This is a genomic window from Sphingomonas sp. MS122 (genome assembly GCF_049532975.1).
Taxonomy (GTDB): Bacteria; Pseudomonadota; Alphaproteobacteria; order Sphingomonadales; family Sphingomonadaceae; genus Sphingomonas.
Window position 1 is genome coordinate 2,389,047 of record NZ_CP186695.1, and the last position, 21,747, is coordinate 2,410,793.

At 67.3% G+C, this 21,747-nt stretch carries 19 protein-coding genes and 1 tRNA gene; 8 read left to right on the forward strand and 12 right to left on the reverse strand.

What is annotated here, in order from left to right; translation table 11 throughout:
• Window positions 1-9: 9 nt before the first annotated feature.
• From spt to proB, 4 genes are all read right to left on the reverse strand, one after another.
• Complete coding sequence (gene spt, locus ACO227_RS11505; protein ID WP_423601984.1) at window positions 10-1,263, reverse strand: serine palmitoyltransferase; 1,254 nt, start codon at window positions 1,261-1,263, stop codon at window positions 10-12.
• Between the two features lies 1 nt (window position 1,264).
• The gene (locus tag ACO227_RS11510) at window positions 1,265-1,510 is read right to left on the reverse strand and encodes an acyl carrier protein (protein ID WP_423601985.1); all 246 of its coding nucleotides are present in this window, start codon (window positions 1,508-1,510) and stop codon (window positions 1,265-1,267) included.
• A 360-nt stretch (window positions 1,511-1,870) separates the two neighbouring features.
• Window positions 1,871-2,776: an NAD-dependent epimerase/dehydratase family protein gene (locus ACO227_RS11515; protein ID WP_423601986.1), complete on the reverse strand. Its 906-nt coding sequence runs from the start codon at window positions 2,774-2,776 to the stop codon at window positions 1,871-1,873.
• A complete protein-coding gene (proB, locus tag ACO227_RS11520) occupies window positions 2,773-3,876 on the reverse strand; it encodes a glutamate 5-kinase (protein ID WP_423601987.1) in 1,104 nt (367 codons plus the stop codon). The genes ACO227_RS11515 and proB overlap by 4 nt, the downstream gene beginning before the upstream one ends.
• Before the next feature lie 57 nt (window positions 3,877-3,933).
• Between proB and ACO227_RS11525 the strand changes: the two genes are divergently transcribed.
• Window positions 3,934-4,578, forward strand: coding sequence for a hypothetical protein (locus ACO227_RS11525; RefSeq protein ID WP_423601988.1), 645 nt, complete (start codon window positions 3,934-3,936; stop codon window positions 4,576-4,578).
• Here the strand turns inward: ACO227_RS11525 and obgE are convergent.
• The 3 genes from obgE to ACO227_RS11540 are packed head-to-tail and all read right to left on the reverse strand — an operon-like array spanning window position 4,575 to window position 7,490.
• Window positions 4,575-5,624, reverse strand: coding sequence for a GTPase ObgE (gene obgE, locus ACO227_RS11530; RefSeq protein ID WP_423601989.1), 1,050 nt, complete (start codon window positions 5,622-5,624; stop codon window positions 4,575-4,577). The genes ACO227_RS11525 and obgE overlap by 4 nt on opposite strands.
• A gap of 6 nt (window positions 5,625-5,630) precedes the next feature.
• A complete protein-coding gene (locus ACO227_RS11535) occupies window positions 5,631-6,878 on the reverse strand; it encodes an alpha/beta hydrolase family protein (protein WP_423601990.1) in 1,248 nt (415 codons plus the stop codon).
• 3 nt (window positions 6,879-6,881) lie between these two features.
• Window positions 6,882-7,490, reverse strand: coding sequence for a TetR/AcrR family transcriptional regulator (locus ACO227_RS11540; protein WP_423601991.1), 609 nt, complete (start codon window positions 7,488-7,490; stop codon window positions 6,882-6,884).
• 63 nt (window positions 7,491-7,553) lie between these two features.
• Between ACO227_RS11540 and ACO227_RS11545 the strand changes: the two genes are divergently transcribed.
• The 6 genes from ACO227_RS11545 (at window position 7,554) to ACO227_RS11570 (ending at window position 16,369) form a co-directional block, all read left to right on the forward strand.
• Complete coding sequence (locus ACO227_RS11545; protein ID WP_423601992.1) at window positions 7,554-8,414, forward strand: metal-dependent hydrolase; 861 nt, start codon at window positions 7,554-7,556, stop codon at window positions 8,412-8,414.
• Between the two features lie 110 nt (window positions 8,415-8,524).
• Window positions 8,525-9,709 (forward strand): efflux RND transporter periplasmic adaptor subunit, encoded by a 1,185-nt coding sequence (locus tag ACO227_RS11550; protein WP_423601993.1) that lies wholly within the window; start codon window positions 8,525-8,527, stop codon window positions 9,707-9,709.
• Between the two features lie 12 nt (window positions 9,710-9,721).
• Window positions 9,722-12,919, forward strand: coding sequence for an efflux RND transporter permease subunit (locus tag ACO227_RS11555; protein WP_423601994.1), 3,198 nt, complete (start codon window positions 9,722-9,724; stop codon window positions 12,917-12,919).
• Window positions 12,916-14,391 carry an efflux transporter outer membrane subunit gene (locus ACO227_RS11560; protein ID WP_423601995.1) on the forward strand — a complete coding sequence of 492 codons (1,476 nt, stop codon included), beginning with the start codon at window positions 12,916-12,918 and terminating at the stop codon, window positions 14,389-14,391. Before ACO227_RS11555 ends, ACO227_RS11560 begins: the two co-directional genes overlap by 4 nt.
• Window positions 14,392-14,522: 131 nt before the next feature.
• The gene (locus ACO227_RS11565; protein WP_423601996.1) at window positions 14,523-15,827 is read left to right on the forward strand and encodes an MFS transporter; all 1,305 of its coding nucleotides are present in this window, start codon (window positions 14,523-14,525) and stop codon (window positions 15,825-15,827) included.
• The gene (locus ACO227_RS11570; protein WP_423601997.1) at window positions 15,824-16,369 is read left to right on the forward strand and encodes a thermonuclease family protein; all 546 of its coding nucleotides are present in this window, start codon (window positions 15,824-15,826) and stop codon (window positions 16,367-16,369) included. Before ACO227_RS11565 ends, ACO227_RS11570 begins: the two co-directional genes overlap by 4 nt.
• Window positions 16,370-16,380: 11 nt before the next feature.
• On the opposite strand, the gene ACO227_RS11575 is transcribed toward ACO227_RS11570, so the two are convergent.
• From ACO227_RS11575 to hspQ, 4 genes are all read right to left on the reverse strand, one after another.
• Window positions 16,381-16,935 (reverse strand): GNAT family N-acetyltransferase, encoded by a 555-nt coding sequence (locus tag ACO227_RS11575; protein ID WP_423601998.1) that lies wholly within the window; start codon window positions 16,933-16,935, stop codon window positions 16,381-16,383.
• Window positions 16,936-17,107: 172 nt separating this feature from the next.
• Window positions 17,108-17,377 carry a 50S ribosomal protein L27 gene (rpmA, locus tag ACO227_RS11580; RefSeq protein ID WP_343519952.1) on the reverse strand — a complete coding sequence of 90 codons (270 nt, stop codon included), beginning with the start codon at window positions 17,375-17,377 and terminating at the stop codon, window positions 17,108-17,110.
• 15 nt (window positions 17,378-17,392) lie between these two features.
• Entirely contained in the window at window positions 17,393-17,767 is a 375-nt protein-coding gene (rplU, locus tag ACO227_RS11585) for a 50S ribosomal protein L21 (RefSeq protein ID WP_423601999.1), read from the reverse strand.
• 203 nt (window positions 17,768-17,970) lie between these two features.
• Window positions 17,971-18,351, reverse strand: a complete 381-nt coding sequence (hspQ, locus tag ACO227_RS11590) for a heat shock protein HspQ (RefSeq protein WP_423602000.1) — start codon at window positions 18,349-18,351, stop codon at window positions 17,971-17,973.
• A gap of 131 nt (window positions 18,352-18,482) precedes the next feature.
• On the opposite strand from hspQ, the gene ACO227_RS11595 reads away from it, so the two are divergent.
• Window positions 18,483-18,572, forward strand: a tRNA-Ser gene (locus ACO227_RS11595).
• Between the two features lie 373 nt (window positions 18,573-18,945).
• Here the strand turns inward: ACO227_RS11595 and ACO227_RS11600 are convergent.
• Window positions 18,946-21,729, reverse strand: coding sequence for a TonB-dependent receptor (locus ACO227_RS11600; protein ID WP_423602001.1), 2,784 nt, complete (start codon window positions 21,727-21,729; stop codon window positions 18,946-18,948).
• Between the last annotated feature and the right edge of the window lie 18 nt (window positions 21,730-21,747).

Consider the following 21,747-nt stretch of genomic DNA (forward strand, 5'->3'; position numbering starts at 1 on the left):
TGGCCAGCCCTAGCCGATCACCCCGACCGCCTGGCCCGCGGCCTTGAACATGCCGAGGATGCGCCGGACCTGCTCGGGCGTGTGCTCGGCGCAGAGCGAGCAGCGCAGCAGGAAGGTGCCGGCGGGGGTCGCGGGGGGGCGCGCCATGTTGACGTAGAGGCCGTTGTCGAGCAGCGCCTGCCACATCATCACCGCCTGTTCCTGATCGTCGAGGATCACAGCGATGATCGCGCTCTCGGCGCTCTCGGTGCCGAGCCTGAAGCCCATTTCCTTGAGGCCGCCGTGCACCGCGCGGGCATTTTCCCACAGATGCTGGCGCTTGTTGTGGGCGTGCTGGAGCTTGCGGATCGAGGTCGCAGCGGTGGCGACAACGCTCGGCGGCAGGCTGGCGGTGAAGATGTACGGGCGGCAGGCGAGGCGGATCGCCTCGAACTTCGGATGGTTCGACACGCAGAAGCCGCCGACCGTGCCGACCGACTTGGAGAAGGTGCCGACGATGAAGTCGACATCGCCCTCGCAGCCCTGGTCCTCGTACACGCCGCGGCCATTGGGGCCGTAGAAGCCCATCGAGTGCGCCTCGTCCGACAGGACCATCGCGCCGTGCTTCTTGGCGACGGCGACCATCTCCTTGAGCGGGGCGACGTCGCCGAGCATCGAATAGACGCCCTCGAGCACCACCAGCTTGCCGGCCTCGGCGGGCAGGCGGCCGAGGCGCTTGTCGAGATCCTCGACGCTGTTGTGGCGGAAGCGGACGATCTCGGCATAGCCCTGCTTGCAGCCGTCGTAGATCGAGGCGTGGCTGTCGGCGTCGAGGATGATGTAGTCGCCCTTGCCGGCGAGCGTCGAGATCATCCCGAGATTGGCCATATAGCCGGTCGAGAAGACGATCGCGCCGGTCGTGCCGTAGAAGTCGCGCAGCGCCTGCTCGACTTCCATATGGTCGCGGAAGGTGCCGTTGAGCATGCGGCTGCCGTTGGTACCCGAGCCGAACTGGTCGAGCGCGTCTTTGCCGGCCTGGATCACGTCCGGGTCGAAGGTCATGCCCATGTAATTGTAGGTGCCGAGCAGGATCGTGTCCTTGCCCTTGATCACCGCTTCGGTCGGCGACTTGACCCGTTCCATGACGATCGCGAAAGGATCGGTGACGCCGCTGTCGAGCAACGCCTGGCGCTCGGCGATCAGGCCGTCGAACTTGCTCATCAGGTCGGGTTTCGCGCCGAGCGGAATGTCCGGCGCGTCGGCAGTCTGAATGGCTTCGGTCATGTCAGGCGGCCTTGAGCTTCTGGACGGCGTCGACGAGCTGGCCGACGGTCTCGATCTCGGCCTGCATGTTCATCGTAATGATGATGTCGAACTCGTCCTCGATCGCGGCGACGAAGTCCATGACCGTGAGGCTGTCCCACTCCAGGTCACCGGCGAAGGTGGTGGAATCGGCGAGCTCGATGCCCTTCTTGTTGAAGGGCTCGATCAGGCCGGAGACGGTGGCGAAGATTTGGTTGCGGTCGCTCATGCGCGGTCCTTAATGTTGTGCGAGCGGCGTGCCAAGCGAATGCGGCGGAAACGGGGTCGCGGTGCGGCGGGACTGGCCTACTCGAAATGAGCGAAGTTGACTCGGCCCTGAGGGGAAGTTGACTCGAAACACATGTTGTCACGCGCGAGTGTCAAGCGGTTGACGATGTCAAGGAGCGGCCTGTTCGGCCGGTTGATCCGAGCAGGCGGAATCCAACATTGCAAGGTTATTCCCTCTCCCGCTGGGAGAGGGAAGGAGCCGCCGAAGGCGGCGGAAAGGTGAGGGGGACGATCGGCCTCAGCCTCACCTTCCCACTTGCTTCGCTCGCGGGCCCCTCCCTCTCCCGCAGGGAGAGGGGAACTAGAGCAACCCCTCAGCCCGATACCATGCTGCGGTCTGGGCGAGGCCATCCGGGGTGGCGATCTGAGGGGCCCAGAGCGCGGGTGGGGGACGGCGGCTGGGGTCGGTGGTCCAGTCGGGGTGGCTCAGATAAGCGGCACGGTCGGGGGTGAGCTTGGCGTTGGCCTCGCGGAAGAAGCGGTCGGCCTGGCCCGCCAGGCGAAGCAGAGTGCGCGGGATGGAGAGGGGAAGGGGGCGCTTGCCCACTGCTTGCCCCACCATCCGGGCGAACTCATGGTGCGTGTAGCCGCCGTCGACGCCGTCGTCGCACTCATAGACTTCCCGCCCCGGATCGGTCAGCGCGAGCGTGACGAGCAGCCGGGCGAGGTCGGCGACGTGGATCAGCGAGATGCGGCCGTTGGGCGGGAGCAGGACGAGGCCGAGCTTCGCCATGCGGAAGATGTCGCGCATCTCCATGTCGCCGGGGCCATAGACGCCGGGGGGGCGGATCATCGTCCAGTCGAGGCCGGAGTTGCGGACCTCTTCCTCCGCGCGCTCCTTCGACTGGCCATATTGCGAGAGCTGCGGCTCGCGCGCGGCCATCGAGGAGACGTGGACGAAGCGCCCGACGCCCATCGACGCGGCGGCGGCCGCCATGTGGCGCGTGCCGTCGACATTGCCGCGGATGAAGCCTTCCGGCGTCGGCGCGTTGACCACCCCGGCGATGTGGATCACCGCATCGGCGCCGCTGGCGAGCCGCGCAAGCGCCTCCTCCTCATCAAGGCTGCCGGCGATCCAGGTGACGCCCTCGCGCGCCGGCTGTTCGCGGCGGGTGAGCGCGCGGACATGGATGCCGCGGGCTAGCGCGTGGTCGACCGTCGCCTTGCCGACGAAACCGGTGGCGCCGGTGAGGGCGAGCGTGGTCACAGCAGCGCCATATGGTTGCGGTGGACCAGCGTCGATCTGGGCGCATAGCCGAGAATCTCGCCTTGCTCCTCGCTGCGCGTGCCGAGGATCGCCTGCGCATCGGGCGCGTCATACTCCGAAAGGCCGCGCGCGATCGGGCCGTTGGGTCCCTCGATCGTGACGAGGTCACCGCGGAAGAACATGCCGCGGATCGCGGTCGCGCCGATCGCGAGCAGGCTGCGGCCCTCGGTCAGCGCCTTGGCCGCACCGGCATCGACGATGATGCTGCCCTTCGCGGTGAGGCGGCCGGCGAGCCACGCTTTGCGCGCCCGTGTCCGCTTCTCCGGCAGGAAGATGGTATGGCGCGCATCGGTCGAGAGCGGGCGCTCGATGCGGCCGCTGGCAATGGCGAGCGAGACGCCCGCGGCGGCGGCGATGCGCGCCGCCTCGATCTTCGAGACCATCCCGCCCGAGCCCATGCCCGAGGCCGAACCGCGATCGGCCATGCCCTCGATCCGCCCGTCGATCCGTTCGACCACGGGGATGTGGACCGCGCCAGGGATGGCCGGGTTGCGGTCGTAGAGGCCGTCGATGTCGCTGAGCAGCACCACCCCGGCCGCGTCCGCCGCCTGCGCCACGCGCGCGGCGAGCCGGTCATTGTCGCCGAAGCGGATCTCGGCAGTAGCCACGCTGTCATTCTCGTTGATGATCGGGACGACGCTTAAGGACAGCAGCCGGCCGAGCGTCGCGGCGGCGTTGAGGTAACGGCGGCGATCCTCGAGATCGTCGAGCGTGACCAGCATCTGCGCGGCGGTGAGGCCGTTGGCGCCGAGCACTTCGGCCCAGACTTGCGACAGCGCGATCTGGCCGGTGGCGGCGGCGGCCTGCGCATCCTCGAGGCTGGCGCGGCCGCCCTTGGCGAGCTTCAGGCGTCGCGCGCCGAGCGCGATCGCGCCCGAGGAGACCACCGCGACCTGCTGGCCCGCCGCCACGCGCGCGGCGATGTCGGCGGCGATCCCCTCGAGCCATCCGCGGCGGATCGCGCCCTCCGGATCGACGAGCAGCGCCGAGCCGATCTTGACGACGAGACGCGGGCAGGTGGATGGTTCGAAAATCTTCACGGCGGCTGCCTAGCGCGCTCGAGCAGCGTAGCCAATCAATTGGGTGATCGGGACACGATGGAAAAACCGGGCCGGGATGAGCAGCGTCTGCGAAAAGCCATGGCGATCGAATTCGATCGGACGTTCAAGGCATCCTCCAAATTGCGGAAATGGGGTTATCTCAAGCCGACCGCATTTGTACGGCGTGGCGCGTGGTTCGTTGCTTTCCATCCGACGATCTGGGTCGATGCGAGGCGGTCGGAACTAGGGATTTCGGTGAAGCCGTTCGCTCTGGACGACCTGGTCAGTCGGATCATGCTGCATGACGGGCTGGACGATACGCCGCTTTCGCTCCGCGCGCGCGGACCTCATTGCCTGGTACGTCCCATGTTCGTGGGATCGATCGAAAGCGACGGCCGCGACGTCCGTGAGATGGACGCCCTGGCGAACCGGTTCGCGGACGAATCGCTCGATCGGGTTGCCGGCATGACGCTCGACGACTTTATCGAATTCACGCGTGATGACGTTCCGCCGGGAAAGGCGAGCGTCAACCATGTCGCGGCGCTGATCCTCGTCGGTCGCCACCGCGAAGCGATGCAGCTTTGCGACATGGCGATCTCGACGAAACAGTGGGGCGGGCCGGCCCGAATCGACGAGCGTGGCGCAACGACAGGATTTTTCGAACTTGCCGGACGGTGGATCGGAAGGGAGGCGCTGGCCTAGATCGGCGACCACTCCACCGGTTCCTCGCCCTCGTCGTCGTCATCGACCTGGCCGCGCTCCGGCCCGATCGCCTCGAGCAATTTGTCGAGCGCCCAGTCGACACCGACGCCGCTCGCACCGCTGATCGGGATGACCGGGGCGCCGCTCGCATCCTCGAGCTCGGCGGAGAGCGCAGCGATCAGCTCATCGTCGAGCGTGTCGATCTTGTTGAGCGCAATCACCACCTGCTTGTCGGTGAGTCCGGCGCCGTACGCCTCGAGCTCGTCGCGGACGATGCGGTAGCTGGTGGCGACGTCCTCGTCGTTGGCATCGACGAGGTGGAGCAGGACCTTGCAGCGCTCGATATGGCCGAGGAAACGGTCGCCGATCCCGGCACCCTCGGCCGCGCCCGCGATCAGGCCGGGGATGTCGGCGATGACGAACTCGCGGTTCTTGTGGCGCACCACGCCCAGTTGGGGACGTGTGGTGGTGAAGGCGTACTCGCCGACCTTGGCCTGGGCGTTGGTGACGGCGTTGATGAAGGTCGACTTGCCGGCATTGGGCAGGCCGACGAGACCCGCGTCGGCGAGCAATTTGAGGCGCAACCACACCCAGGCTTCCTCGCCGGGCCAGCCGGTGCCGTGCTGGCGGGGCGCGCGGTTGGTGCTGGTCTTGTAGCTGGCATTGCCGCGGCCGCCGTCGCCGCCGCGCAGGAAGACGATGCGCTGGCCCACCTCCGTGAGATCGGCGAGCAGAGTGCGCTCCTCGTCGTCGGCGAGGATCTGCGTTCCGACCGGGAGCTTGATGACGAGATCCTCGCCGCTCGCGCCGGTCTTGTTGGTGCCCATGCCGCCCATGCCGCGCTGCGCGCGGAAATGCTGGGTGTAGCGGAAGTCGATGAGGGTATTGAGGCCGGCCACCGCCTCGAACACGATGTCGCCGCCCTTGCCGCCATTGCCGCCATCGGGACCGCCATATTCGACGAACTTCTCGCGCCGGAAGGACACGGCGCCGCCGCCGCCCCAGCCGGAGCGGACATAGATCTTGGCTTGATCGAGAAAATGCATGGAAGTCTACTTAGTGAGGAATTCGCCGCGGCCATAGGGCGGGGTGGTGCGGCCCTTGATCCAGTCGCCGAGCACACGGAAATAGCCGTCGGTGACACGAGTGGTGGTGCGGGTGCCGTCCGGACCCTGCGTGAACTCGACCATGCCGTGGTCGGTCGCGGGGAAGCGCACGATGGCGATGGCGTGGCCTTCGCGGCGCAGCGCCTGGAGGCGGTCGATGGTGGTCTGGGGCGGAGCCTCGCGGTCCTGCGCGGCGATCACCCAGAGTTGGGGCGCCTTGACCTTGCGCATCCAGCCCATTGCGTCGTAGCGCCAGTCGAGGTCGAGATTGTCGAACTTGGCACGGCCCTCGCGGCGCAAGCTCGCCTCGTCGAGCGCCAGGATGTCGCCGGTGAACTCGCCCTTGATCTTCGCGAACCACGGCGCCTTGCCGTAGCGCGCCTTGACCGCGGCGAGCTGCTCATAGCCCTTGAGGAAATGCTCGGCCATGAGGTTGCCGGTAGCGTCGGTGATCTCGCGGGCCTGCTTCAGGACGTCCGCACCGTAGCCGGCCTCGGTGAGCTCGGCGCGGACCTGCGAGGCGTCCTCCTCGAGCGGGTCGATGAGCAGGCCGAAACCGACCGCGACGAACTGCGCACCGGCATCGTTGGCGGCGCGCGGGGCGACCCAGCCCCCCTGGCTGCCGCCGAGCAGACCGAAGCGCGAATAGCGGCCGGCGGCGAGGCGCTTGGCCTCCTTCGACGCCGCGGCGGCATCGGCGCCGAGGGCGTGGAAATTCTGGTTGTAGCTGCCCTGCGATTCCCCGGTGCCGCGCTTGTCGTAGACGAAGGCGGAAATGCCCTGCGCGGCGAGGATCCACGGATATTGCGCATATTTGACCGCTGGGGTGCGCTCCGAGCCGTGGACGGTGACGACCAAAGGCGGCTTGGCGCCGGCCGTGGCGGGCGGCTCGATCAGCATGCCGTTCAGCGTCAAGTCGCCGCTCTTGAACTTTGTCGGGGTGAGACGGACCGGGATTCTCTTGAAGATCACTGTTTTCACATCGAGCGTGTCGCCGCGGCAGACGACGCTGCCGTCGTTGGTCAGGCCGAAGCGGCCGTCATCGGCCCACCAGCGCCACGCGCCGGTCTGCGCGGTATCGGGACGTTCCATGATGACGAGGAAGCGACCGTCCGGACCCGAATAGGCGCCGGGCTGGCAGGGCGCGGCGACGGACGCGGCCGCCTGGGCGGCGAAAGCAACAGCAAGCAACATGGTTCAGCCCCACATCTTCTGGAAGCGCGGCGAGGCTGTGAGCTGACGCAGCGCGATCTCGCGCGCCGCGCCGCGCGGAAGGTCGAGCGATTTGGCGAGCGGCTCGCCGAGCAATGCGTCCCCCATCGCCATCAGGACGAGGCTGAGCGTATCTTCCCGCAGCGCGACGCTGCTTTCCTCGCCCTCGACCGCGGCGATCTGGTCGACGAGCTGGTGGATCACGTCGAGGATCGGGTCGAGCGCGTCTTCATTGCCGGAGAGGATCATCCAGCTCGCCAGCGCGCCCGCGCCGCTCTTGTCGAACGCGTCGAAGGCGAGATCGACCACTTCGCGGGGCTTCGCTTCGCCGCGCGCTTCCTCATTGGCATGCGCCTCCTGGATCAGCCCGGCGATCTGGTTGCAGACATTCTCCGCCAGGCTGCGCGCGAGCGCGCGCTGAAGGCCGGCCGCGGAACCGAAATGGTGGAGCAGATTGGCATGGGTGCGGCCGATGCGCGCGGCGACGGCCTTGAGCGTCACCGCCTGCGGGCCCGCCTCGATCAGGATCGCGCGCGCCGCCTCGAGCGCGGCGTCGCGCGACTCTTCCGGGCTCAACCGTTTGCGTTCGGGCATGCGTACTATTGACATCAGTGTAAGTAAGGCGTAGTTGCGGTTGCCAGTCCTTGGAGGAAAACCGTGGCGAACGCAAAGACTCCCGCTGATCTCACGATCAACCCGCGCGACCGGCGCTTCGGGCGCGGGCAGCACCAGGCGCGGCTGTGGCTGAACGGCGATGCGGCGGGGACGGCGTTCTACAACGCGCTGTCGGTGACCTTTCCCAAGGGCGAGGCCTTCTTCATCGAGGCGGTCAAGGCGTTCCGGGCCGGGGTGGACGAGAAGCTCGCGCGCGAGATCAAGGCGTTCACCATCCAGGAAGTGGTGCACAGCCGCGAGCATGTCGCGTTCAACAAGCGCGTGCTCGACCATGGCTATGACATCAGCCGGCTCGAGGCGCGGGTCGACGAGGTGATGGCGATCGCCAAGGCGCGCCCGCCGATCGTCCAGCTCGCCGCCACCATGGCGCTGGAACATTATACCGCGATCCTCGCTGCCGAGTTGCTGCGCAATCCCAGGCATCTCGCCGGCGCCGATGCCGAGAGCCGCGAGCTGTGGCGCTGGCACGCGCTCGAGGAGATCGAGCACAAGGGCGTCGCCTACGACACCTGGCTGCACGCGACGCGCGGCATGGGCCGGTGGCGGCGGTGGAAGATCAAGGCGCTGACGATGCTGCTGATCAGCGGCACCTTCTGGAAGCATCGGATCGAGGGCACGCTCGACCTGATGGCGCAGGACGGGGTCGCCGGGTGGCGCGCGAAGGCGGCCCTCGCAAAATATCTGCTGGTCTCGCCCGGCATCGTGACGCGCATGATCCCGGCTTGGCTCACTTATTTCCTGCCCGGTTTCCACCCGTGGAATCACGACGACCGCGCGCTGATTCAACGCGTTGAAAGCGAGTATGAAGCGGCTATTATGCCCACCGTCGTGGCAGCAGCCTGACTCCATACCCGAATTACTGAACGGAAAAATTCAGAAATTATTCGTTGCGGGGTTGAAACCCCTGCTACGTCCCCCCAATTGCCGCGACGCAGCAAAGGGGTAAGAAGAAAATGCGGTCTGCAATCGCCATCCTGGGACTGGTTCTGCTTTCGGCATGCGGAGGCGGTCAGCCGCCGCAAGCGCCGCCGCCGCCCGAAGTCACCGTCGCCACGCCGCTCCAGCGTGAGGTCGTCGACTGGGACGATTATACCGGCCGCTTCGTCGCCCCGCAGGACGTCGAGATCCGTGCGCGCGTCAACGGTGTCATCACCGCGATCCATTTCCGCGACGGCCAGGACGTGCGTCAGGGCCAGCCGCTCTTCACGATCGACCCGCGCCCCTATCAGGCGCAGCTCGCCCAGGCGCAGGCGCAGATCGCGCGCGCCCAGGCTGCGCTGACCAACGCCCGCCAGGTGACCGCGCGCAGCCGTGCGCTCGCCGCCGCGCAGGCGGTGAGCAAGGAAGAGCTCGAGACCAACATCGCCGCCGAGCGCAGCGCCGCCGCCGACCTCGCGGCTGGCCGCGCTTCGGCCAACGCCGCGCAGCTCAACCTCGGCTTCACCACGGTGCGCGCGCCGTTCAGCGGCCGCATGTCGGACCGCAAGGTGAGCCTCGGCGACTCGGTTACCGACGGCCAGACCATCCTGACCCGCATCGTCTCGATCGACCCGATCCGCTTCGAGTTCGAGGGCGCCGAGAGCTTCTACCTCAAGAATCTGCGCCAGGATCAGCGCGGCGAGCGTGGCTCCTCGCGCAACACCGCCAACCCGGTGCAGATCCAGCTCGCCGACGAGAGCGAGTATCGCTGGAACGGCCGCATGCAGTTCCTCGACAGCGCGGTCGATCCCAATTCGGGCACGATCCGCGCCTATGCGCTGGTCCCGAACCCGACGCGCTTCCTGACGCCGGGCATGTTCGGCCGCGCGCGCCTGCTCGGCTCGGGTACCTATCGCGCGATGCTGATCCCCGACGAGGCGATCGTCACCGATCAGACCCGCCGGCTCGTCTATGTCCTGAGCAAGGACAACAAGGCGACCCCGCGTCCGGTCGAGATCGGCGCCAAGGTCGAGGGGCTGCGCATCGTCCGCGACGGGCTGGCGCCGACCGACATGGTGATCATCACCGGGCACGGCCAGCTCCAGCCGGGCGCGCAGGTCAAGCCCAAGAAGGGCGTGATCAAGCCTGACGCCACCAAACAGGCAGCGCCGACCGCCCCGACCGCCGAGCCGGAGTCCGGCCAAGCCACCGTCCGCTAAGGGACCGCAACGATGAAATTCCCCCATTTCTTCATCGAGCGGCCGATCTTCGCGGCGGTGCTCTCGATCCTGATCGTGATCGTCGGCGCCATCGCCTATCCGTCGCTGCCGATCGCGCAATATCCGAGCATCGCGCCGCCCACGGTGGTGGTGACCGCCACCTATCCGGGCGCGAGCGCGGAAACGCTGGCGGAGACGGTCGCCGCGCCGATCGAGCAGGCGATCAACGGCGTCGAGAACATGATTTACATGACCTCGTCGTCGACCGGTAACGGCCAGACGCAGATCACCGTCAGCTTCAGGCAGGGCACCGATGTCGACCAGGCGCAGGTGCTGGTGCAGAACCGCGTCCAGCAGGCCGAACCGCGGCTGCCGGAGGACGTGCGCCGTCTCGGCATCACGGTGAACAAGAGCTCGCCCGACTTCCTGATGGTCGCGTTCTTCACCTCGCCCGACAACAGCCTCGATGTGCAGTACATCTCGAACTATGTGACGCTGCAGGTCCAGGACCGCATCGCGCGTATCCCGGGCGTGGGCCAGGCGCAGGCGTTCGGCGGGCGCGACTACAATATGCGCATCTGGATCGACCCGGGCCTCGCCGCCGCGCGCGACATGACCGTCGACGAGGTGGTCAACGCGATCCGCGCGCAGAACGTTCAGGTCGCCGCGGGTTCGGTCGGCCAGCCGCCTTATGGCAAGGCCAGCCCCTCGTTCGAGCTGGGCGTCCAGGCCAAGGGCCGCCTGACCTCGACCGAGGAGTTCGGCGGGATCGTCGTGAAGCGTGACGCGGAAGGGCGGCTGACGCACCTGCGCGACGTCGCGCGGATCGAACTCGGCGCGCAGGACTATAACTTCAACGGCTATCTCAACGACAAGCGCGCGGTCGGCATGGGCATCTTCCAGCTGCCCGGCTCCAACGCGCTGGCGACCGCCGAGGCGGTGAAGCACGAGCTCGAGACGCTGTCGAAGGACTTCCCGCCGGGGATGCGCTATTCGATCGACTACAACCCGACCGAATATGTCGAGGAGTCGATCACCGCGGTCGAGCACACGCTGATCGAGGCGCTGGTGCTGGTGGTGCTGGTGGTGATCGTGTTCCTGCAGAGCTGGCGCGCGGCGATCATCCCGATCATCGCGATCCCGGTCTCGCTGGTCGGCGCCTTCGCGGTACTCCTGGCCTTCGGCTATTCGCTCAACACCTTGTCCCTGTTCGGGCTCGTCCTCGCCATCGGCATCGTCGTCGACGACGCGATCGTCGTGGTCGAGAATGTCGAGCGATTGATGGAGGAGAAGGGGATATCCCCGCGCGAGGCTGCGCATGAGACGATGGACGAGGTGTCCGGCGCGATCATCGCGATCTCGGCGGTGCTGGTCGGCGTGTTCATCCCGACCATGTTCATCCCCGGCATCTCGGGCGCCTTCTACCAGCAGTTCGCGATCACCATCGCCTCGGCGACGGTCATCTCGGCGTTCGTCTCGCTGACGCTGTCGCCGGCGCTGTGCGCGCTGGTGCTCAAGAAGCCCGAGCACGACAAGCCCGCGCCTGCGGGCCTGCTCGGCCTGCCGGCGCGCGCCGGGCGCAAGTTCAACGAGGGCTTTTCCTGGCTGTCGGAGAAATACGGCAAGCTCACCTCGCGGCTGGTGCGGATGCTGGCGATCGTCGGCGTGGTCTATGTCGCGCTGATCCTGGTCGCGGGCTGGCGCTTCACCTCGACGCCGAGCGGCTTCATCCCGCCACAGGATCAGGGCTATCTGATCGGCGTCGTGTCGCTGCCGCCGGGTTCCTCGCTCCAGCGCACCGACGCGGTGGTCCGCGAGACGATCGCGCGCGCCAACAAGTTGCCGGGCATGCAGTTCTCGGTGGGCTTCGCCGGTCTCGACGGCGCGAGCTTCTCGACCGCGCCCAATGCCGGCGTCGTGTTCTTCGGCTTCAAGCCGCACGCCGAGCGCGACCAGAGCGCGGACCAGATCATGGGGGCGCTGTACGGGGCGCTGGCCGGGATCGAGGGCGGCAACGTCTTCGTGATCGCGCCGCCGCCCGTGCCCGGCATCGGCACCGGCGGCGGCTTCAAGATGATGGTCCAGGACCGTAGCGGGCAGGGCTATAATGCGCTGGCGCAGGCCTCGTTCGCGATGATGATGGGCGCCAACCAGCAGCAACCCGTCGCGGGAGCCTTCACGCAGTTCAACACCGGCACCCCGCGCCTCACCGCGGACGTCGACCGCGAGCGCGCCGAGCGCATGGGCGTGCCCGTGCAGAACATCTTCTCGACGCTCGGCTCGTATCTCGGCTCGGCCTATGTCAACGACTTCAACTATCTCGGCCGCACCTATCGCGTGACGGCGCAGGCCGACGCGCCCTATCGCGACGACGCATCCGACATCCAGGTCCTGAAGACGCGCTCTGCGGCGGGCGAGATGGTGCCGATGAGCTCGGTGATGACGCTCAGGAACGACAGTGGTCCGTATCGCGTCGTGCGCTACAACCTCTATCCGGCCGCCGAGCTGATGGGCGACACCAAGCCCGGCTACTCGACCGGCCAGGCGCTCGATTCGATGGAGGCGCTGGCGGCGCAGACGTTGCCGCAGGGCATGGGTTTCGAATGGACCGAGATCGCGTTCGAGCAACGCCAGGCGGGCAATACCGGCGTGATCGCCTTCGGGCTGGCGGTGGTGTTCGTCTTCCTGCTGCTCGCCGCGCTCTATGAGAGCGTGGTGCTGCCGCTGGCGGTGATCCTGATCGTGCCGATGTGCCTGCTCGCCGCGATCCTGGGCGTGAACCTGATGGGGATGGACAACAACATCCTGACGCAGATCGGCCTGGTCGTGCTGATCGGTCTGGCGGCGAAGAACGCGATCCTGATCGTCGAGTTCGCGCGCCAGAACGAGGAGCAGGGCATGGACATGCGCACCGCGGCCGAGCACGCCGCGCACCAGCGTATGCGCCCGATCATCATGACCTCGATCGCGTTCATCCTGGGCGTGCTGCCGCTGGTGATCGCGAGCGGGGCCGCGGCCGAGCTTCGCCAGGCGCTGGGCGTCGCGGTATTCTTCGGCATGATCGGCGTGACGATCTTCGGCTTGCTCTTCACCCCGGCCTTCTACGTGATCAGCCGCCAGTTCGGCGACTGGACGCGCAACCAGGTCAACAAGCTGCGCGGCAAGCCGAAAGAGCCGCCCCACGCCCCCGCTCTGGAGCCTGCAGAATGAAGCGCCTGATCATCACGTTGCTGGCGGGCTCGCTGCTGGCGGGTTGCGCGGTCGGGCCGAACTACGCGCGTCCCGAGACGCCGCCGACCACGGCGGGCGCCTTCGTCGATCCCGGCACCACCAAGGTGTCGCCGGGCGAGGTCGAAGGCGAATGGTGGCGGCTGTTCAACGATCCGACGCTCGACCGGCTGGTGGTCGAGGCGCTGACTCACAACACCGACATCCGCCAGGCCTCGGCCAACCTCAAGCGCGCGCGCGCGATTCTGTCGGAAGCGCGCGGACAGCGGCTGCCGACAACTGATGTGAGCGCGAGCTACACCCGCCAGCGCACCGGCGCGGAGAGCGCACAGGGCGCGCTCCCGCCAGGGGTGGACGGGGTCGAGAGCGACTTTTTCCGGGTCGGGTTCGATACCGCATACGAGATCGATCTGTTCGGGCGGGTGAGCCGCTCGATCGAGGCGGCGCGCCGCGATACGGAGGCGGCGCAGGCCGCGCTCGACGGCGCACGCGTGGCGATCGCGGCGGAGACGGCGCGGACCTATGCCAGCGCCTGCGGCTTTGCGGCGCAGGCGGAGGTCGCGCGCGAGACGGTGCGGTTGCAGACGCGCACGCTCGAACTGACGCAACGGCTGGTCGATGCCGGCCGTGGTACGGCACGCGACATCGACCAGGCGCGCGTGCTCGCCGAGAATGCTCGGGCGCAAGTTCCTGCTTTCGAGGCCGAGCGGCGTGCGGCGCTCTATGCGCTGGCGACGCTGACCGGCAGGCCGCCGGCCGAGCTCGATGCGCAGGCGAGCCAGTGCGTGACGCCGCCGGGCGTCTCGGCGCTGATCCCGGTCGGCGACGGCCAGGCGCTGCTTGCGCGGCGACCCGACGTGCGCGAGGCCGAGCGGCGGCTGGCGGGCGACACCGCGCGGGTCGGCGTGGCGACCGCTTCGCTCTATCCGTCGATCCAGCTGCTCGGTTCGGTGTCGCTCGGCGCACAGAGCATCGAGGATCTGGGCAAGAGCTCGTCGTTCAACTTCTCGCTCGGGCCGCTGCTCAGCTGGAGCTTCCCCAACATCACCGCGGCGCGCTCGCAGATCCGCCAGGCCGAGGCCGGCGCCGAGGGCTCGCTCGCGGCGTTCGACGGCGCGGTGCTGACCGCGCTGCGCGAGGTCGAGCAAGCGCTGGCGCGCTATTCGGGCGAGATCGAGCGTAACGTCTCGCTGCGGCGCGCCGACACCGCGGCGACCAATGCCGCGCGGATCGCGATCCTGCGCTTCGACGCGGGGCGCGACAGCCTGCTCCAGCGCATCGATGCCGAGCGCGAGCGCGCGGCGGCGCGGGCTTCGCTCGCCCAGTCGAACGCGGCGCTGGCCGAAGCGCAGGTCGCGCTGTTCAAGGCACTGGGCGGCGGGTGGGAAGACGCGCCCACCCCGGTGCGGCGCGAGGCTGCGGTCACGACGACGACCACGACCAGCACCCCGTAGGGCGATGCCCTGAACGAAAGGAGCCGGGCGCCCGCCGTGTTGCGTGACGGTGGCGGGCGTCCGGCTCCGGCTCCGTCCTTGGGGGTGGCACTGGCGCCCGGAAGCCGCCATCGTGCCGGGCCGAGGACCGCATGAGCAACTTTCACCATCTTCTCGTCAACAACCTGATCGCGAGCATCACCAACTTCACCGTGTGGTTCGCGGTGACCTTCTGGGTGTTCCTCGAGACCAGGTCGGTGTTCGCGACGGGCATGATCGCGGGCCTCTATCTGGTGCTGACCGCCGCGCTGGCGATCTGGTTCGGCAGCCTGGTCGATCACCACCGCAAGAAGCGCGTGATGATGGCGTCCAGCGCGGCATCGCTGCTGCTCTATGCGCTATCGCTGGCGGGCTATTTCCTCGCGCCGGAAGGGAGCATGGCGAAGATCGCCGCCGCGCCACTGTGGCTGTTCCTGTCCACGGTGATGCTCGGCGTGATCGCGGGCAATCTGCGCAACATCGCGCTGCCGACGCTGGTGACGTTGCTCGTGCCCGAGGACCGGCGCGACAAGGCCAATGGCCTGGTCGGGATGGTGACCGGGATCGGGTTCCTCACCACCTCGGCGATCAGCGGCTTCCTGGTCGCGTGGGGCGGGATGGTCGCGACGCTCGGCTTCGCGATCGCGCTGTCGGCACTGGCGATGCTTCACCTCGTCTTCGTGCATGTCGACGAGCCGCGCGCTGAGGGCGCGCATGACGAGCCCAAGCGAGTCGATCTGGCCGGCACGATCCGCGTGGTCGGCGCGGTGCCCGGGCTGTTCGCGCTGATCTTTTTCGCGGCGTTCAACAACCTGCTCGGCGGCGTGTTCATGGCGCTGATGGACGCCTATGGCTTGTCGCTGATGAAGGTCGAGGCATGGGGGCTGCTGTGGGCGTTCGTCTCCTGTGCCTTCATCCTGAGCGGCTTCCTGATCTCGCGCACGGGGCTGGGCAGGAACCCGCTGCGGACGCTGCTGCTGGTCAACCTCATCGTATGGGCAGTGGCCGCAGTGTTCACCATCCAGTCGTCGATCCTGCTGCTCGCCGCGGGCTGTTTCATCTGGCTGTTCCTTGGCCCCTATGCCGAGGCGGCGGAGCAGACCACGTTGCAGAAGGTGGTGCCGTTCGAGCGGCAGGGCCGGGTGTTCGGCTTTGCCCAGTCGGTCGAGCAGGCGGCGTCGCCGCTCACCGCCTTCCTGATCGCGCCGCTCGCGCAATTCGTGTTCATTCCATTCATGACCGACGGAGCAGGGGCGGACGCGATCGGCGACTGGTATGGACGCGGGCCCGAGCGCGGCATGGCGCTGGTGTTCACGATCGCGGGGCTAATCGGTGTCCTAGTCACGATCGTGGCGTTCGGCTCGCGCGCCTATCGCCAGCTCTCGGCCGCCTATGCGCGGGAGGAAGTTCCGGCATGAGGCCGGGGCGCTGGCTGCGGCAACTGGCCGTGCTGGCGCTGTTGTTCCTGCTGTTGATGGTATTCGCCGAGCTGCGCGAGCCGCCCGAACGGCTCGCTGCGGATGGTGTTCGCGTCCATGTGATCGACGGCGACAGCCTGCAGATCGGCGAGCGTACCGTGCGGCTGCAGGGAATCGACGCGGTCGAGTTCCACCAGCCCTGCACCACGCCCGAGGGCAAGCCATGGAAGTGCGGCACGGAGGCACGCAAAGCGCTGCAAGCACTGGTCGGCAAAGGCAGCCTGGTATGCGAGACTCATGCGACCGACAATTTCGGCCGCGCGGTATCGACCTGCTCGGTCAACGGTGTCGAGGATATCGCCGCTACGCTGGTCGCGCAGGGCTGGGCGGTCAGTGGGGACGGCGAGCGGGAAGGCCTTCACCTCGCCGAACAGGAAGCCGCGCGGAGAGCCCGACGCGGCATCTGGCGGGGAAGCTTTCAGCGACCGGCCGAATGGCGCGCCGCGCATCCGCGCAGCGCGCCTTCGGTCCCGGCGGCCTGAGCCGGACCGGGTCAGGCCGCCATTCGATCGCATGGGTCGTCGCTGCGGCCCTCGTCGGACAGCCGCTGCTCATATTCGACGCACTGCACCTCGCCGCCGCGCCCACGCGAGAAGCGCGAGACGATGCGGCCCGTCGGGCGGAAGCCGAGCTTGCGCAGCACTCGGCCCGAGGCGGGGTTGTCGATATAATGGCCGGCGGCGAGCCGTGGCACACGCAGTGCGCGAGCGATGCGGACCACCGCCGCGCCGGCCTCGGTCGCATAGCCGCGGCCCCAGGCATCGGGCGTGATCCAATAGCCCATCTCGTACGGCTCATCGTCATAGGGGCCGAAGCCGACCCCGCCGATGATGCGGCTGGTGCCGTCCTCCAGCACGCAGATCAGGAAGCTCGTGTCGCTCGCGGTGCGTTCCGTGCCGAGGAAGTCCTCGGCATCGCCGAGCGTGTAGGGCCAGGGGGCGCGGCCGAGGTTGCGGACCACCTCGCGATGGCCGATCGCACGGGCGAGCTCGGGCGCGTCCTCGATCCAGCCGGGCCGCAGCATCAGTCGTTGTGTTCTCGCGAACATCTGCACTCTCCTCGCAGTTCGCCCCTGACCCGGTTTGATGACGGGACAGCGACGATTTCGGTGGGAGGGAGCAAAAGAAAAAGGGAGACCGGGGCGACCCGTCTCCCTTTTGCGGTCTCCTGAAGCGGAGACCCGGGTCGCCCTGGCGGGCAACCCGGATGGTTGCCCAATGTTACTCGGCTGCTTCGGCAATCATCTCGATCGAGCAGAATTTGCGGCCGAGCTTGCCGTCGTGGAATCGCACGCGACCGTCGGTAAGCGCGAACAGCGTGTGGTCCTTGCCGATGCCGACATTGACGCCCGGATAGAACTTCGTGCCGCGCTGGCGCACGAGGATGTTGCCGGCAATGGCCAGCTGGCCGCCGAACTTCTTCACGCCGAGGCGCTTTGCTTCCGAATCGCGGCCGTTACGCGAAGAGCCGCCTGCCTTCTTGTGTGCCATGGTTAGGTGCTCCTCTTACGCTTCCGCAGCCGCGGCGGTCTCGCCTTCGGCCTCGGTCTTCTTGGCCTTGGTCGCGGCCTTCTTCTTCTCCTGCGCACCGATCGCGGTGATCTTCAGGATCGTGTGGTTCTGGCGATGGCCGTTCTTGCGGCGATAATTGTGCCGGCGGCGCTTCTTGAAGACGATGACCTTCTCGCCCTTCGCCTGCGCGACGATCTCGGCCGAGACGGTGAGGTCGTCGGTGGGCTTCAGCTCCGAACCCTCGCCGGCGAGCAGGACATCGCCGAGCGTGATCGTCGAGCCGGCTTCACCGTCGAGCTTCTCGACGACGATCTTGTCTCCTGCGGCAACGCGATACTGCTTGCCGCCCGTGCGCACGATTGCGAACATGGGCCTCTTCTCAATTCCAAATGCATGTGCCCGCGCAGGACATACCCGGCGGGAGGAACGGCGCGGTTATGCGAATCGGGCGCTCAAGTCAACCTTTTGTGCCGGGCTTCTCGCGGCGCCGGCCCGCTCCCCCACCCGGCGATCCACGCCGTGTATCTCGATGGGCGGCCGGTGCCGTAGAACGACAGCGTTCTCAAGCCAGCTTAATGCCGGTGTTCGCGCTTCAGCTGGTAGCGACCGCCGCTGTAGCGCTCGAACAGGCCGCCGATCGCCGGGTGGTTGACCGGCTCGTCGCTGTCGTCGCTCACCAGGTTCTGCTGGCTGACATAGGCGACGTAGCTCGATTCGGCGTTCTCGGCGAGCAGATGGTAGAAGGGCTGGTCCTTGCGCGGGCGCACGTCCTCCGGGATCGCCTCATACCATTCATCGGTGTTGGCGAAGACGGGATCGACGTCGAAGATCACGCCGCGAAAGTCGAACAATCGGTGCCGCACCACGTCGCCGACGTTGAAGCGCGCGTGCGCGACCGGTGGCACCGGAACCCCGGCGGTGGAGAGATCGAGAAGGTCGTGAGCGCGAGTCATGCGTTCAATCTAGTGTCGAACGCGCGGCACACAAGAAGTGCGGGAAGGGTGCTTGTCACCCCGCGACCTTTGGTCTAGAGGCGCCCGCTCGACTGGCCGGACCGGCATATGACGTGCCCGGATCCCCTCGCGGAGAGGTGGCAGAGTGGTCGATCGCGCCGCACTCGAAATGCGGTTTACGGGGAACCGTAACGTGGGTTCGAATCCCACCCTCTCCGCCAGTTCCTGATTGCGTGCATTCGCCCGGTGACGGGAACGACTGGCCGGGCGCGTGCGCAGCGATGCACTCGCGCTATCTCCGAACTGTCGCCATCCTGCGATCAAAGTGAAGAGTGCGCCAACTAGCCGCACCCCCGAAGCCGGCGCGTCCTGACACCGGAACATCGGGGGACAGTATGAAGTTCACCGCCACAAGCGCGCTCGTCCCGCTCGCCTTCGCTTGCGCGCCCGCCATGGGCAGACCCAGCCCGCCAGCATCGATGCCGCCAGCGGCGGGGATGACGACACCGTCGTCGTCACCGGCACGCGCGAACGCTCGCGTACCCAGTCCGATACGCTTGCTTGGTCGACGTCATCGTCCGTTCGAGGGCGGGGTCAGAACGCCACGCGGGCACTCAGCACGAACTGACGGCCGCTGTGCGTCAGCACGTTGAGCCGGTTGGTCTCGTCCACGAACTGGTCGTTGAGCTCGTCGGTCAGGTTGATGCCCTCGAGGCTCAGCTTGATCTTGTCTGTGAGGTTGTACGAGATCTGCGCGTCGATGTTGGTCGTCGCATTGGTGCCGTTATAGGCGTTGCCCTCGGTCCCCGGCACCGCGACCAGATAGCTCGAGCGATAGGCGATTGAACCGCGGATTGAGAATTTCTCGGTCTCATAATAGAGCGTCGCGTTGGCGGCATGCTTGGACAGGCCGAGCAGCGTCGCCTTCACCGTCTCGGGGCCGGTCGCCGAGAGGCGGTACTCGATGTCGGAATCGACATAGGTGTAGTTCGCCAGCACGCCGAAATTCTTGAGGAAGCCTGGCAGGAAAGTGAAGGGCTGCTGCACATTGACCTCGAACCCGCGCAGCAGGCCGCCCTTTGAGTTGACCGGCTGGCTGACGATGAAGATGTCCGCCGGCGTGGCAGGGGTGCCGTTGAGCAGCGAGTCGGGCAGGCCCAGGCTCGAATAGGGCACGTTGGTGCTGAGCGTCTGGACGAAGCTGCCGATATCCTTCTGGAACAGCGAGACCGCATAGATCGCGCCGCGTGTCGGATACCATTCGATCGACGCGTCGAGGTTGGTCGATTCGGTCGGCAGCAGGTCGGGGTTGCCCGAGCTGAAGGTGCGGTTGCCGCCCGAGACGTTGAGGTTGCCGCCCGGGGTGAGCGAGCCGATCCCGGCGCGCGCGATCGTCTTGGCCGCAGCGAAGCGGACGAGCAGCGTGTCGGTGACGTCGAACACGAGGTTGGCCGAAGGCAGCCAGCGGTCGTAGCTGCGGTCGGCGGTGACGAGGTTCACCGTGCCGCCCTGGCTGGCATAGCCGGTCGAGACCTGGTCGGTCTTGACATAGCGCACGCCGACGTCGCCGCGCAGCGGGAAGCCCGCTTCGGCGAGGTTGAATTCGGCCATGCCCCATACGCCGAGATCGTCCTCGCGCACCGTGACGAACGAGCCGCGCGCGGTGGCGTTCTCGACCCCGCCGGTGGCATAGGTCGGGTTGGTCGGCGCGTTGAGGAAGGCGAGGAAGGCGTCGAGGTTGGGCACCACCCAGCCGGTAGGGGTGCCCGAGGGCAGATCGAGGCCGCGGCCGAAGCCGGTGAATTGGGTGGTCAGCGGGGCGATCTGCGCGGGAGTGAGCGTGGTCACCACCGTCTCGCCCGACAGGCGGCGGCGCTCGGTCGAATCATATTCGAAGCGCCGCCAGTCGGCCCCGACCTTGAGCTTGAGCACGGGGCTTGCGGTCCATTCGAGGAATCCCTTGGCGCTGGTGAAGCTGTTGTCGACCGTCTGCGGGCGGATGCGGACCTCCGACGTGCCGTTGTTGAAGGCGAAGGTCGCGGGGTTGGTGATGTCGACGCCCGGCTTGATCGTCGGGAAGCGAGTCGAGAAATCGTAGAAGAAGCCGTTGGTGTTGGCGGCGTCGAGCGTCACCGTGGTCTGCACCGGATTGCGGAATTCGGAGCGCGAATAGCCCACGATTCCCTCGAACCGCAGGCTGTCGCCGAGCTTCTGCTCGAGCGTGCCGGTGAGCTGGTAGAAATCGGTCTTGAGCTCGTCGTAGCGCGCCTGCACGCGCAGATCGACCGCGTCGAACGTGCCGCTGATGATGTTGTTGTTGTTTTCGTCGACGATGCCCGAGCGGATGATCGTCTGGGGCTTGCCGGCGCCGCCGCGGCTGAAGCCGATCGCCTGGAACTGGGCTTCCTTGCGCGTGCCGTCGAGGCGCGAATAGAGGCCGTCGATCGAGATCAAGGTGGCGTCGCTCGGCCGGTATTGCAGGGCGATCGCGGCGCCAAGGCGCTTCTGCTCGATGTCGTAGCTGACCAGGCCGGGGATGCGCGGGTGGAACAGCGCGGTCTCGGGGTTGGTATCGTTGATCTGGGCGATCGTCTTCCCGGCGATGGTCGACGAGGGGTGGAAGCCGCCGTTGAACCCGCCATAGGTCCAGCGCGTGATGTTGGCGCCTTCCTCGACCAGACGGCGCTCCTCGTACGCGATCGAGACGAGCGCGCCGAACTTGCCGTCGGGGCTGGTGGTGGTGAGCAGGCCCGAGAAGCGTGGTTTCGCCTTCTGCGCGAGGTCGTTGTAGCTGACCGAGGCGGAGAACACCGCGGTCGGCTCGCGATAGTCGAATGGACGCGCGATCTGGAGATCGATGGTGCCGCCGAGTGAGCCTTCCTCGACATCGGCGGTGGCGGTCTTGCGGACCGTCAGGCTGTTGAACAGGTCCGACGAGAAGATGTTGAAGTCGAAGCCGCGTCCCCGGTTGACGCCGCCCGAATTGTCGGTGCCCCCGGTGGTGCCGATCGCCTCCATCCCGTTGATGCGCACGCGGCTATATTCGGGACCGAGGCCGCGGATCGAGATGCTGCGGCCCTCGCCGTTGACGCGGCTGATCGCGACGCCGGGGATGCGCTGGAGCGATTCGGCGAGATTGAGGTCGGGGAATTCGGCGATGTCCTCGGCCTTGATCGCGTCGACCGCGGCGGTCTCGCGGCGCTTGACGTTGAGTGCGCTGCTGAGGCTTTCGCGGAAGCCGGTGACGATCACTTCCTGGCTGGCATCGGCAGGGGCTGGGGTCTCGCCGGCGTCCGTGGTCTGCGCCTGCGCGGCGGTCAGGGCGGCGGCGGCGCCCGACAGCGCGAGCACGGACTTCAGGATTCGGATTCGGGACATTTCAGGCTCCCTCTCGAT

Coding starts and splice junctions, on each gene's coding strand:
- spt (WP_423601984.1), bottom strand. CDS start 1,263: ATGACCGAAGCCATTCAGACTGCCGACGCGCCGGACATTCCGCTCGGC.
- ACO227_RS11510 (WP_423601985.1), bottom strand. CDS start 1,510: ATGAGCGACCGCAACCAAATCTTCGCCACCGTCTCCGGCCTGATCGAG.
- ACO227_RS11525 (WP_423601988.1), top strand. CDS start 3,934: ATGGAAAAACCGGGCCGGGATGAGCAGCGTCTGCGAAAAGCCATGGCG.
- obgE (WP_423601989.1), bottom strand. CDS start 5,624: ATGCATTTTCTCGATCAAGCCAAGATCTATGTCCGCTCCGGCTGGGGC.
- ACO227_RS11535 (WP_423601990.1), bottom strand. CDS start 6,878: ATGTTGCTTGCTGTTGCTTTCGCCGCCCAGGCGGCCGCGTCCGTCGCC.
- ACO227_RS11540 (WP_423601991.1), bottom strand. CDS start 7,490: ATGCCCGAACGCAAACGGTTGAGCCCGGAAGAGTCGCGCGACGCCGCG.
- ACO227_RS11550 (WP_423601993.1), top strand. CDS start 8,525: ATGCGGTCTGCAATCGCCATCCTGGGACTGGTTCTGCTTTCGGCATGC.
- ACO227_RS11555 (WP_423601994.1), top strand. CDS start 9,722: ATGAAATTCCCCCATTTCTTCATCGAGCGGCCGATCTTCGCGGCGGTG.
- ACO227_RS11560 (WP_423601995.1), top strand. CDS start 12,916: ATGAAGCGCCTGATCATCACGTTGCTGGCGGGCTCGCTGCTGGCGGGT.
- ACO227_RS11565 (WP_423601996.1), top strand. CDS start 14,523: ATGAGCAACTTTCACCATCTTCTCGTCAACAACCTGATCGCGAGCATC.
- ACO227_RS11570 (WP_423601997.1), top strand. CDS start 15,824: ATGAGGCCGGGGCGCTGGCTGCGGCAACTGGCCGTGCTGGCGCTGTTG.
- ACO227_RS11575 (WP_423601998.1), bottom strand. CDS start 16,935: ATGTTCGCGAGAACACAACGACTGATGCTGCGGCCCGGCTGGATCGAG.
- rpmA (WP_343519952.1), bottom strand. CDS start 17,377: ATGGCACACAAGAAGGCAGGCGGCTCTTCGCGTAACGGCCGCGATTCG.
- rplU (WP_423601999.1), bottom strand. CDS start 17,767: ATGTTCGCAATCGTGCGCACGGGCGGCAAGCAGTATCGCGTTGCCGCA.
- hspQ (WP_423602000.1), bottom strand. CDS start 18,351: ATGACTCGCGCTCACGACCTTCTCGATCTCTCCACCGCCGGGGTTCCG.
- ACO227_RS11600 (WP_423602001.1), bottom strand. CDS start 21,729: ATGTCCCGAATCCGAATCCTGAAGTCCGTGCTCGCGCTGTCGGGCGCC.